The organism is Streptomyces sp. ICN903 (assembly GCF_022015835.1).
GTDB lineage: Bacteria > Actinomycetota > Actinomycetes > Streptomycetales > Streptomycetaceae > Streptomyces > Streptomyces fenghuangensis.
The window spans coordinates 1-11,984 of the sequence record NZ_JAKMAY010000183.1; the positions used below are offsets into that span (position 1 = coordinate 1).

Annotated in this window: 9 protein-coding genes; 3 read left to right on the forward strand and 6 right to left on the reverse strand. The window is 70.7% G+C overall.

Annotated features, from left to right (window positions below; all coding sequences use genetic code 11):
- Window positions 1-108 precede the first annotated feature (108 nt).
- From L7D48_RS18555 to L7D48_RS18580, 6 genes are all read right to left on the reverse strand, one after another.
- Window positions 109-1,809 carry a carbohydrate-binding module family 20 domain-containing protein gene (locus L7D48_RS18555; RefSeq protein ID WP_237880582.1) on the reverse strand — a complete coding sequence of 567 codons (1,701 nt, stop codon included), beginning with the start codon at window positions 1,807-1,809 and terminating at the stop codon, window positions 109-111.
- Between the two features lie 451 nt (window positions 1,810-2,260).
- On the reverse strand, window positions 2,261-3,379 hold the full coding sequence (locus tag L7D48_RS18560; protein WP_237880583.1) for a LacI family DNA-binding transcriptional regulator: 1,119 nt from the start codon (window positions 3,377-3,379) through the stop codon (window positions 2,261-2,263).
- Entirely contained in the window at window positions 3,376-5,031 is a 1,656-nt protein-coding gene (locus tag L7D48_RS18565; RefSeq protein ID WP_237880584.1) for a glycoside hydrolase family 13 protein, read from the reverse strand. Before L7D48_RS18565 ends, L7D48_RS18560 begins: the two co-directional genes overlap by 4 nt.
- 58 nt (window positions 5,032-5,089) lie before the next feature.
- Complete coding sequence (locus tag L7D48_RS18570) at window positions 5,090-6,016, reverse strand: carbohydrate ABC transporter permease (RefSeq protein ID WP_256462984.1); 927 nt, start codon at window positions 6,014-6,016, stop codon at window positions 5,090-5,092.
- A gap of 5 nt (window positions 6,017-6,021) precedes the next feature.
- Window positions 6,022-7,041: a carbohydrate ABC transporter permease gene (locus tag L7D48_RS18575; RefSeq protein ID WP_237880586.1), complete on the reverse strand. Its 1,020-nt coding sequence runs from the start codon at window positions 7,039-7,041 to the stop codon at window positions 6,022-6,024.
- Window positions 7,042-7,079: 38 nt separating this feature from the next.
- Window positions 7,080-8,360 (reverse strand): extracellular solute-binding protein, encoded by a 1,281-nt coding sequence (locus L7D48_RS18580; protein ID WP_237880587.1) that lies wholly within the window; start codon window positions 8,358-8,360, stop codon window positions 7,080-7,082.
- A 239-nt stretch (window positions 8,361-8,599) separates the two neighbouring features.
- Between L7D48_RS18580 and L7D48_RS18585 the strand changes: the two genes are divergently transcribed.
- The 3 genes from L7D48_RS18585 to L7D48_RS18595 all read left to right on the forward strand — a co-directional run.
- Window positions 8,600-9,940 (forward strand): extracellular solute-binding protein, encoded by a 1,341-nt coding sequence (locus L7D48_RS18585; RefSeq protein WP_237880588.1) that lies wholly within the window; start codon window positions 8,600-8,602, stop codon window positions 9,938-9,940.
- A gap of 105 nt (window positions 9,941-10,045) precedes the next feature.
- Window positions 10,046-11,116 (forward strand): LacI family DNA-binding transcriptional regulator, encoded by a 1,071-nt coding sequence (locus L7D48_RS18590; protein WP_237880589.1) that lies wholly within the window; start codon window positions 10,046-10,048, stop codon window positions 11,114-11,116.
- Between the two features lie 36 nt (window positions 11,117-11,152).
- On the forward strand, window positions 11,153-11,984 hold an 832-nt coding region (locus L7D48_RS18595; RefSeq protein WP_237880590.1), incomplete at its 3' end, for a phosphatase PAP2 family protein.

Genomic DNA, 11,984 nt, shown 5'->3' on the forward strand with positions numbered 1-11,984 from the left:
GGGGGCCGTGGGCCGCCCGGGCCCGGCGGCGGGGAAGTGGGCCGGGGTCCGGGCGGCCGTCTCACGGCCCGCGCGGGGGCCGGCGCGGTGGCCGGCGCCGCGCGCGGGTCAGCTGCGCCAGGTGTCGTTCAGGACGACCCTGCCGTCGGCGGGGACGGTGGCGGTGCGGTTGGCCCCGCTCTCCCAGGTGACGTTGCCGCCGGCGTCCTTGCGTATGTACTTGTACTCGAAGGAGGTTCCGGCCGGCAGGTCCACGTCCAGCTTCCACACCGGGTAGCCCGCCGGGTCCAGCTTGGGGGCGTTCGCGGTGTTCCAGTCGCCCAGTTCGGCGCGGTTGCCGACGACGTGGATGTTCTGGCCCATCACCGTGGTGGCGTTGACGTTGAACGAGGCGCCGTCGGCGCTGTCTCCGCCGTCGCCGCCGGAGCAGGTGCGGGCGCCGGTGTGCAGGGCGAGGGCGGTGTTGGCGCCGAGGGTGGCGGTGAACCGGCCCGAGCCGTCGACGGTCACCTTCCCGCCGCTCTGGACGTCGCAGTAGTCACCGGACGGCAGGGAGGTGGTGAAGGTCCGCGAGAGCGGGGAGCCCTCGTGGTTGATGGCGACGTACGCCTTGGAGCCGCGGCCGAAGGCGATGGCGTTGTTGCCGTTGTCCCACCAGTTCGTGACGGCCTGTCCGCGCGAGACGTTGCGGAAGGCGACCATGGAGGAGATCTCGCGCCAGGCGTGCTGGCACTTCCATCCGCCGCTGTAGCAGGCGGTCACGTTGCCGCCGCTCGGCGGACCTGCGTCCTTGTCCGACCACTCGTAGCCGGAGTGGACGTCCGGGGAGCCGTAGGGCCAGGCCAGCATGAAGACGTTGGCCAGGGTGTAGTTCGCGCCGTCCTTGTAGTTGAGGGTGTCGCCGACGCGCTCGGTGTCGTGGTTCTCCACGAAGACCCCGGACTTGCCGGACTCCATGAAACCCCAGCCCTCGCCGAAGTTCTTCAGGTGGGCGAGCTTGTCGCTGTTGAACACCCGCTTGAGCTCGCGGCCGTAGCGGAACTCCTGGACGTCCCCGCTGCCGAGGTACTCGGTGGGCGAGACCGCCTCGCCGGCGCCGTGGATGGCCTCGTGCTTCCAGTAGACGTTCGGGTTGGACAGCCGGGACTTGATGTCGGCCAGGTCGGTGGCGGGCATGTGCTTGGCGGCGTCGATGCGGAAGCCGTCCACGCCCAGGGAGAGCAGGTCGTTCAGGTAGGCGGCGATACGGCCGCGGACGTAGTCCTCGCCGGTGTCGAGGTCGGCCAGGCCCACCAGTTCGCAGTTCTGGACGTTGGCCCGGTTCCGGTAGTCGTTCACCTCCGACCGGCAGTCGTCCATGTCCCGGCCGCTGTAGATGCCGGGGTAGTCGTACTTGGCGAACGGGGTGCCGCCGGTGCCGGTGCCGCTCGCGTGGGCGGACATGTGGTTGATGACCGCGTCGGCGATGACCTTCACACCGGCCGCGTGGCAGGTGTCGATCATGTTCTTGAAGGACGCGCGGTCGCCGAGCCGGCCGGCGATCCTGTAGCTGACGGGCTGGTAGGACGTCCACCACTGGCTGCCCTGGATGTGCTCCTGGGGCGGCGAGGTCTGGACGTACCCGTAGCCGGCCGGGCCGAGGGTGTCGGTGCAGGCCCTGGCGATCGAGTCGAAGCGCCACTGGAACATCACGGCGGTGACGTCCTTGGTCCCGGGCGGCGCGGCCTGTGCCGATCCGGGAACGGCGATGAGGGAGCCTGCCATGCCCGCGACAAGCGCGAGTGTGGCGGCTGCGGATCTCCTGGCCACGTTTCCTCCTGTGGGGGAAGCAGATGCGAGTGCCTGCCTGGGGGCAACGCGCCGCGCCCGTAAGGCGGTGGAGCAGTGAATGCTCTTGCTGCAAGAAGACTGAAAACGCCTGAAAGTCTTCGCGCAGGAGACCGTAGACGGGCCCCGGAGGGGCGTCAAGGCTTTGGACATCTCCGGGAAACACAGCCGTCGCCTCTGTGCAATCTCTTTCGCAAGAGATTGCATGGTGCTACGTTCAACCACACTCCCGGTCCGGTCGGCCGGGGGACCAGGCACATGGCCCCCACGCGCCCGGCCGGCCGGGCCGGGTTTCCCGCACACCCCCGTGGCACACGCTGTTCCGCCGGACGCCCGCCGAACACGCCGCCGGGCGCCGGCGGGTGTCCGGCGGCGGGCCGTCAGGTCACACGCCGCCGGGCACCCGCCGGCGCCCGGCGGCCTGTGCCCGGTCCTACGACGGCTGCGGCGGCGGGGCCGTCGAGCCCCTCACCACCAGCTCCGGCTGGAAGACGAACTCCGAGTGCTGGACGGGGTTCCCCCCGATCTCCTCCAGCAGGGCGTTCACCGCCGCGCTCGCCATGGCCTTGACCGGCTGGCGCACGGTCGTCAGCGGCGGGTCGGTGAAGGCGATCAGCTCGGAGTCGTCGAAACCGACCACCGACAGCTCGCGCGGGACCTCCAGCCCGCGCTGCCGGGCCGCCCGCACCACGCCCAGCGCCATCAGGTCACTGCCGCAGACCACCCCCGTGCAGCCGGCGCTGATCAGCGCGCCCGCCGCGGCGTGGCCGCCCTCCAGGGTGAACAGCGTGTGCTGGACCTGCTCGCGCACCCGCGCCGCGGGCACGCCCTGCTCGATCAGCGCCGCCGTGAACCCCTCCGCCTTCCGCCGCACCGGGACGTACCGGACGGGGCCGACCGCCAGGCCGATCCGCAGCGGATCGTGGCCCAGGTCCACCAGGTGGCGTACCGCCATCCGGGCCGCCGCACGGTCGTCGGGCGACACGAAGGGAGCGCTGACGTGCTCGTTGAACCCGTTGATGAGCACGAACGGCACGCCTCGCCCGGACAGCCGCACATAGCGGCCCGGGTCCGCGGTGGTGTCGGCGTGCAGCCCGGAGAGGAAGACGATGCCGTTGACGCCCCGCTCGACGAGCTGTTCGACCAGCTCGTCCTCGGTGGCGCCGCCGGGCATCTGGGTGCACAGCACCGGGGTGTAGCCGTGTCCGGCCAGGACCTGCTCGATGACCTGGGCGAACGCCGGGAAGATCGGGTTGGTCAGCTCCGGGATGACCAGCCCGATCAGCCCGGCGCTGCGCTGCCGCAGCCGCAGCGGCCGCTCGTACCCCAGCACGTCCAGGGCCGCCAGCACCTTCTGCCGGGTGCCGGCCGCAACGCCGGCCTTGCCGTTGAGCACGCGGCTGACCGTGGCCTCGCTGACCGAGGCCTGGACCGCGATGTCGGCCAGGCGGGCAGTCCCGGGAGCACTGCCGGGGACGCCGCCGGGGACGCCGCCCGCGGCCGGTCCCCCCTGCTGGGGAACCGGCGCGGGCGCCGTACCGGTGTCGGTCATGCCTCCCACCAGACGGTGGTGTCGGCCGGGATCGCCCCGCCCTCGTACTCGCCGCTGGCCAGCAGCACCCGGCCGGGCGCCGCGGACAGCTCCACGGGCCGGTCGGTGGTGTTGGCCGTGCACACGAGGTCGCGGCCGGAGCCGTCGGCCGCGCGGCGGCGGAAGGCCAGCACCCCGGCGGGGAAGTCCTCCAGCCACTCCACGCTCTCGCCCGCGCCCAGCGCCGGGTGTTCGCGGCGGACCGCCAGCGCGCTGCGGTACAACTCCAGTGTGGAGGTGGGGTCGCCGGTCTGCTCCTCGACCGACAGCTCGGCCCACTGCTCGGGCTGGGGCAGCCAGCTTCCGCCGGAGCCGAAGCCGTAGCTGGAACCGGTCCGCGTCCACGGGATGGGCACGCGGCAGCCGTCGCGCAGGCCGTCCTGGCCGTTGTCCTTGAAGAAGGACGGGTCCTGGCGCACCTCGTCGGGCAGGTCCGCGACCTCGGGCAGACCCAGCTCCTCGCCCTGGTAGACGTAGGCCGAGCCGGGCAGCGCCAGCATCAGCAGCGAGGCCGCGCGGGCGCGGGCCAGGCCGCCGCCGAGCCGGGTGCGGTGGCGCACCACGTCGTGGTTGGACAGCACCCAGGTGGTGGGGGCGCCGACCGGGCGCATGGAGTCCAGCGACTGGTCGATGACCTCCCGCAGCGCCTCGGCGTTCCACGCGGTGTTCAGGTAGTGGAAGTTGAACGCCTGGTGCAGCTCGTCGGCGCGCAGGTAGAGCGCGGTGCGCTCGGGGCTGGGCGTCCAGGCCTCGGCGACGCCGATGCGCTCGCCGGGGTACTCGTCGAGGATCCGCCGCCAGGAGCGGTAGATCTCGTGGACGCCGTCCTGGTCGAAGAAGGGCAGCACCTGGTTGCCCAGCAGCTTCAGCTGCCCGGCCCGGCCCATGTCGGGCAGTCCGGCGGCCTTGACCAGTCCGTGGGCGACATCGATGCGGAAGCCGTCCACGCCCATGTCCAGCCAGAAGCGCAGCACCGAGCGGAACTCGTCCCGCACGGCCTCGTTCTCCCAGTTGAAGTCGGGCTGCTCGGGGGCGAACAGGTGCAGGTACCACTCCCCCGGGGTGCCGTCGGGGTTCTTCGTGCGGGTCCAGGCCGGGCCGCCGAAGATGGACTCCCAGTCGTTGGGGGGCTCCTCGCCCCTCGGGCCGCGGCCGGGGCGGAAGTGGTAGCGGTCGCGCAGCGGCGAGCCGGGGCCCTCGCGCAGGGCGCGCTGGAACCACTCGTGCTGGTCGGAGGAGTGGTTGGGCACCAGGTCCACGATGATCCGCAGCCCCAGCTCGTGGGCGTCGCGGATCAGCGCGTCGGCGTCGTGCAGATCGCCGAACATCGGGTCGATGGCGCGGTAGTCGGCGACGTCGTAGCCGGCGTCGGCCTGCGGGGAGGCGTAGAAGGGGCTGAGCCAGACGGCGTCGACGCCCAGGTCGGCCAGGTAGGGCAGCCGCGCGCGGACGCCCGCCAGATCCCCCATGCCGTCGCCGTTCCCGTCGGCGAAGGAGCGGGGGTAGACCTGGTAGATCACCGCGTCGCGCCACCAGCCGGCCGGCTCTCCCGTGGCGTCCGTGCGGATGGCCGGGGCCGTGCCGGTGGTGGGGGCTGATGAGTGCTGGGTCATGTCATCCCTGGTGTCGTGAGTGGGGGGACGCGAGGTACCGGACGGATGGGGCGGCGGGTCAGGACTTGACGGCGCCGGAGGTCAGACCGGCGACGAGGTGGCGCTGGGCGATGCCGAAGACGATCGCGGCCGGGACGGCGATGATCACCGCGGCGGCGGTCATCGAACCCCAGTCGCCCACGTACTGGTTGACGAAGGTCTGCAGGCCGCCGGCGAGGGTGAGGTTCTCCTCGCCGGTCATGAAGGCCGACGCGTAGGCGACCTCGGCCCAGGCCGTCACGAAGCTGTAGAAGCCGGTGACGGCCAGCCCCGGCTTGGCCAGCGGCAGGATCAGCCGCCAGAAGGTGCCGAAGGGGTTGAGGCCGTCCACGCGCCCCGACTCGTCGATGGAGACGGGGATGGTGTCGAAGAAGCCCTTCATCATCCAGGCGCAGAACGGCACCGCGATGGTGAGGTAGGTGATGATCAGCCCGACGGGCTGGTTGAGCAGGCCGAGCTGCGCCATCAGGTTGTACAGCGGCACGATCAGGATCGCCATCGGGAACATCTGCGTGATCAGCAGGGTCCACATCAGCGGGCGCATCCCGGGGAAGCGGAAGCGGCTGACGGCGTAGCCGGTGGTGGCGGAGATGAACACGCCGAGCAGCGTGGTCGCCACCACGACCACCACCGAGTTCCAGAACCAGGTCAGGAAGTAGGTGTCGCCCAGGACGTGGGTGTAGTTCTCCAGCGTGAAGTTCTGCACCAGCGAGGTGGTGAAGGTCTCCGTCTTGGGCTTGAAGGAGGTCACCAGCAGCCAGAAGGGCGGGAAGACCGCGGCCACGGCCGCGAGCAGCAGGCCCGCGTGCAGGGCGACGGAGGCCAGCGGCCCGCGCTCGCCGCGACCGCGCACCCGACGGGGCCGCCCGCCGCCGGCCGGCGGCACGGGCGCGGTGGTGGCGGGGTCGGGGGTCGTGGTCGCGGTGGTGGTCTTCGTGGTGTCCATCGTCGTCACCACACCTCTCCCTGCTTGCGGAGCGAACGGCGGTAGAACACCGCGAAGAGCATCAGGAGCAGCAGGATCAGCACGCCCCAGGCCGCGGAGGTGGCGAAGTCGCGCGGGCTGTTGAGGAAGGACAGCCGGTAGGCGTAGGTCACCAGGATCTCGGTGGAGTCGCCCGGCCCGCCGCGGGTGAGCAGGTAGATCACCGGGAACATGTTGAACGTCCAGATGGTGCTCAGCAGGACCACGGTGCTGCTGACCGAGCGGATGCCCGGCAGGGTGACGTTGCGGAAGCGCTGCCAGGCGTTCGCGCCGTCCACCTCGGCGGCCTCCAGCAGCTCCGAGGGGATGGCCTGGAGGGCACCCAGCAGGGCGACGAGCATGAACGGCACGCCCAGCCAGACGTTCACGGCGATGACGGAGATCTTCGCCCAGGTGGGGTCGCCCAGCCAGGGGACGCCCTCGATGCCGCCGCCTTCCAGGACTCTGTTGAGGATGCCGTTCTTCTCGTTGAACAGCATCTGCCAGGCGAAGACGGAGACGAAGGCGGGGATGCCCCAGGGCAGGATGATCGCGATGCGGTACACCGCCCGGCCGCGCAGCTTCCGGTTGAGCATGGTGGCCAGCACCAGGCCCAGCAGGAAGGTCACGGAGACGCAGCCGACCGTCCACAGCACCGTCCAGCCGAGCCGGTCCCAGAAGACGTTGTCGGTGAGGATGGCCTTGTAGTTGTCGAGACCGATGAACTCGTAGGTGGCCTCGATCTCGTTGACGCCGATGGTGCGGGCGACGTTGGCCTCGTCCGCGTCCGTCAGGGACAACCAGACGCCCCGGAGCAGCGGATAGCCGATGATCACCCCGATGACGATCACCACGGGGGCCACCATGGCCCACGCGTACCAGTGCGTCGCCAGCGCGCGGCGCAGCGGTCCGGGGGCCTTGCTGGACTTCTCGCCAGTTCCGCGGCCGCGGCCGCGGGCGTCTCCGCCCGCGGCCGGTGCCACCGACTGGCCGGTCTCGACAGCCATGGTCGTCGGTCAGCCTCTCCCTGAGCTCTTCCGGGCCCTTACTTCCAGTCCCCGTCCTCGAGGAGCTTGGCGTACTCCTCGCCGGCCTTCTCCGCGGCGGCCTCCGGCTTGGCCTTGCCGGTCAGCACGTCGGCCATCTGGACGCGCAGCGGCTCGAAGAGGGAGTTGCCCTCGGCGATCCAGGGGCGCTCGACGGCCTTGTCCACGGCGGGCTTGAAGAACTGGACCATCTGGTTGTCCTTGACGGTCTTCTCCTCGTAGACCGAGGTGCGCGTCGGCAGGAGGCTCAGTTCCTCGGTGGTGCGCTTCTGGACCTCGGCGGAGCTCATGTACTTGACGAACTCGTAGGAGGCGTCGAGGTTGTCGGAGCCGGCGTAGACGGAGTAGTTGTGACCGCCCTGCGGGGCGCCCTGGCCGGCGCTGCCGGCCGGGACCGCGGCGACCCCGAGGTTGTCCTCGTCGTCCTTGAACTGCTTGCCCGCGAGGGTGTCCTCGATGGCCCAGGGGCCATTGATCATCATCGCGACCTTGCCGTCCTTGAAGGACTTCTGCATGTTCTCCCAGCCGTTGGTGGTGTCCGTGGTCGCGGCCCCGGAGTCCACCAGGTCCTTGATCACCTCGAACGCCTTCACGCCGGGCTCTTCGTCGATGGTGATCTTCTTCGCCTCGGCGTCGAGCATGTCGCCGCCCTCGCCGTACAGGAAGGGCAGGAACCAGTACGGGTCGTCGCCGCGCAGGTAGAACGGGGTGACGTCGTTCTTCTTGAAGGCCTCCGTGGAGTCCTTGATGTCCTCGACCGACTGCGGGACCTCGACGCCGGCCTTCTCCAGCAGACCCTTGTTGTAGAAGAGGGCCAGGGTGTCGATGACCTGCGGGACGGCGTAGGTCTTGCCGTCGTACTGGGTGCTGCCCCAGGCCTGCGGCAGGTAGTCGTCCTTGTCCTCGACCGCGGCGGTGTCGTCCAGCGGGGCGAGGTAGCCCAGGCTGGCGAAGTCGGCCACCCAGGCGACCTCGGTGCGCATCACGTCGGGGGCGCCGGAGCCGCCGCCGGCGGCGTTCTTGAACTTGTTGCTGGCCTCGCCGAAGGGGACGTTGACGTACTTGACGTCGACGCCGGGGTGCTTGTCCTCGAACTCCTCGGCGACCTTCTTGTAGAAGCCCTTCTCGGCGTCGCCCGACGTGTCCCAGAACTCGACGGTGCCCGACAGTTCGCCGTTGGCGTTCTTCTTCTCGCCGTCGCCGCCGTCCCCGCCGCCGCAGGCGGTGGCCGCGAGCGCGATGGCCGCGACCAGTGCGGTGGTCCCTATGCCACGCCGCATGTGAACTCCTCCATGATCCGGTGCCCGTCTCGCGGGGGCACTGGCGTACTCCGCGCGGGCCGCGCGGTCGCGGCGCCGGGCTGACCAGGAACGTAACAGCGGCGCAATCTTTTAGAAAGACCTTGCGGCAACTTTCTGCAAACGAGTCTGCAACGGCTTCCGCAAGAAGTTGCGCTCCTGCTACCTTCCTCCGCGTTCCACTGCGGATCCTCCGCTTGAGGACAGACGGGAAGAGCACGATGGAAAGTCACATACCCCCCGGGAAGTCCGATTCGGCCGGACGGGCCGCCCGGCGCGGCAGGACCGCCGCCGCCCTGGCCGCCGCCGTCTCCCTGGCCCTGACGGCCACCGCCTGCACGGTCCTCGGCGGCTCCGCCGAGGACGACGCCTCCGCCGCCTCCGGCAGCGTCACCTGGTGGGACACCTCGGGTGAGGCCGAGGCCCCGCACTTCGCGAAGCTCGTCGCGGCGTTCGAGAAGAAGTACCCGCGGATCGACGTCGAGCACGTCTCCGTCCCCTTCGACCAGGCCCAGCAGAAGTTCCTGGACGCCGTGGAGTCCGGCCAGGGCGTACCCGACGTGCTGCGCGCGGACGTCGGCTGGACGATCGGCTTCGCCGCCGAGGGCCATCTGGCCGACCTCACCGGCACCCCCGCCCTGGACGCCGACATGTCCGGCTTCCTGCCGACCACCACCGCGAGCGTGACGCTGGAGAACGGCGGCGTCTACGGCGTCCCCCAGGTGACCGACACCCTCGCCCTGCTCTACAACCGCCGGATCTTCGAGGAGGCGGGGATCAACCGCCCCCCGTCCACCTGGAAGGACCTGAAGGACGTCGCGCTGGAGGTCAAGGAGAAGACGGGGGCCGAGGGCATCGTCCTCAATCCCGACCCCTTCTTCTCCCTGCCGTTCCTGTACGGCGAGGGAAGCGATCTGGTCGACGTCGGCTCCCGTACGATCACCGTCGCCTCCCCCGACTCGGTCCGGGGCGTGGCCACCGCCGCCGACCTGGTCTCCTCCGGCGCCGCCCCCAAGCCCCCGGAGAAGGACGCCTACGCCGCCATGCAGAACGCCTTCAAGAGCGGCGAGGCGGCCATGATGATCAACGGTCCCTGGGCGACCGCCGACATCTTCTCCTCCCCCGAGTTCGAGGACCGCGACAACCTGGGCATCGCCGCCGTCCCGGCCGGCGGGTCGGGCACCGCGGGCTCCCCCACCGGCGGCCACAACCTCGTGGTCTCCGCGGAGTCGGAGAACCCCGACGCCTCGTACCTCTTCGTCAAGTACATGACCGACGCGAAGCAGCAGGAGAGCACCGCCCTCGCCCTGGGACTGCTGCCGACCCGTACGGCCGCCTACACCGGGAAGGTGCTCTCCGACCCGGTGCGCAACTCCTTCTACCTGGCGCTGACCAAGGCCGTGGCCCGGCCCTCCCTCCCCGAGGGCGGACAGCTCTTCGTCGCCCTCCAGCCCCACTACACGGCCATCCTGCGCGGCGAGGAGACCGCCCGCGAGGGACTGACCCGCACCGCCGAGGAGTGGAACGAAGAACTGCTGCCCGGTTACGGCGTCGAACGGTGAGACCCCGGTTCCGCCTCCCGGCCCCGGGGGGCGAAACCGCACCTATCCGGGCGAACTCCCGGGTACGGTGGGCAGTCGGACACATGACCGGTACAGTCCGGTGCTGTGACCGCACGGCTAGCTGACATCGCAGCCCAGGCGGGGGTCAGCGAAGCGACGGTCAGCCGCGTCCTCAACGGCAAGCCCGGCGTTTCCCCGGCCACCCGCGAGTCCGTCCTCGCCGCACTGGACCTGCTGGGGTACGAACGGCCCACACGCCTGCGCCGGCGCAGCGCGGGGCTGGTCGGGCTGATCACCCCCGAACTGGAGAACCCGATCTTCCCGGCGTTCGCCCAGGTCATCGGACAGGCGCTGACCCGTCAGGGCTACACCCCCGTCCTGGCCACCCAGACCCCCGGCGGCTCGACGGAGGACGAGCTGACCGAGATGCTCGTGGACCGGGGCGTGGCGGGCATCATCTTCGTCTCCGGACTGCACGCCGACACCACCGCCGACACACAGCGCTACGAGCAGCTGCGCGGCAAGGGCGTGCCGTTCGTGATGGTCAACGGATTCTCCCCCAAGGTCCGCGCGCCCTTCGTCTCACCGGACGACCGGGCCGCGATGCGACTGGCCGTCACCCACCTCGTCTCGCTCGGCCACGAACGCATCGGGCTGGCCCTGGGACCGGCCCGGTTCGTGCCCGTACAGCGCAAGACGGATGGCTTCACCACCAGCCTCCAGGAGCAGCTCGGACTCTCGCGCGGCGAGGCGGAGTCGACGGTCCAGCACTCGCTGTACACCCTGGAGGGCGGCCAGGCGGCGGCCGGCTCCCTGATCGACCGCGGCTGCACCGCCGTGGTCTGCGCCAGCGACATGATGGCGCTCGGCGCCATCCGGGCCGCCCGGCAGCGCGGCCTGGCCGTTCCCGGCGACGTCTCGGTCATCGGCTTCGACGACTCCCCGCTGATCGCCTTCACCGACCCGCCCCTGACCACCATCCGCCAGCCGGTGACCGCGATGGGCCAGGCGGCGGTACGGGCCCTGCTGGAGGAGATCGGCGGCACCCCCGCCCCGCACAGCGAGTTCGTCTTCCTCCCCGAGCTGGTCGTCCGCGGCTCCACCGCCTCCGCGCCTCAGGGGCGGGGGTCCGTCTCAGGGAGGACCGGAGGCGGTCAGGACCGGACCGGGGGATGATCGGTCGGGGTCCGGATTCTGGCAGACTGGCGCACCATGGGGGCTCCGATCACGAGGACGACAGAAGAAGCCAGAGTGACCACTGTCGCTCCGGCAGATGAACGCACGGTCGCTCCGGCTCCGCGCCGCACCGTCTCCCAGCGCATCCGCGCGCCCCGCAGGCCCCGGATCTGGTTCGAGATCACGCTGATCGCGGTCAGCTACTGGACGTACTCCCTGATCCGCAACGCCGTGCCGGAGCAGGAGGCGCAGGCCCTGCGGAACGCCGACTGGCTGTGGGAGGCCGAACGCGCCCTCGGCATCGCCGTCGAGCAGTCCCTCAACCACGCGGTCAACGGCGTCACCTGGCTGATCGTGACGATGAACTACTACTACGCCACGCTGCACTTCATCGTCACCATCGGCGTCCTGGTCTGGCTCTACCGCAGACACCCGGGCCGCTACGCCGCCACCCGCACGGTCCTGTTCGCCACCACGGCCGTCGCCCTGCTCGGCTACTACCTCTACCCCCTGGCCCCGCCGCGGCTGATGGAGAGCGTGCACTTCATCGACACCGTCAAGGTCCACGGCACCTGGGGCTCGATGGCCTCGGGCGACATGGCCAGCGTCTCCAACCAGTACGCGGCCATGCCGTCGATGCACATCGGCTGGTCGGTGTGGTGCGGCATCACCCTCGCCCTGCTGGCGGCGCCGCTGTGGGTGAAGGTCCTCGGATGGCTCTACCCGGCCCTCACCCTGGTGGTCATCGTCTGCACCGCCAACCACTTCTGGCTGGACGCGGTCGGCGGGCTGGTCTGCCTGGGCATAGGCTACGCGGTCTCCTGCGCCTGGTACGGCGCCCCGGCCCACCGCCTCCCCCGCCTGGTCC

Coding starts and splice junctions, on each gene's coding strand:
- L7D48_RS18580 (WP_237880587.1), bottom strand. CDS start 8,360: ATGCGGCGTGGCATAGGGACCACCGCACTGGTCGCGGCCATCGCGCTC.
- L7D48_RS18585 (WP_237880588.1), top strand. CDS start 8,600: ATGGAAAGTCACATACCCCCCGGGAAGTCCGATTCGGCCGGACGGGCC.
- L7D48_RS18575 (WP_237880586.1), bottom strand. CDS start 7,041: ATGGCTGTCGAGACCGGCCAGTCGGTGGCACCGGCCGCGGGCGGAGAC.
- L7D48_RS18565 (WP_237880584.1), bottom strand. CDS start 5,031: ATGACCCAGCACTCATCAGCCCCCACCACCGGCACGGCCCCGGCCATC.
- L7D48_RS18570 (WP_256462984.1), bottom strand. CDS start 6,016: ATGGACACCACGAAGACCACCACCGCGACCACGACCCCCGACCCCGCC.
- L7D48_RS18560 (WP_237880583.1), bottom strand. CDS start 3,379: ATGACCGACACCGGTACGGCGCCCGCGCCGGTTCCCCAGCAGGGGGGA.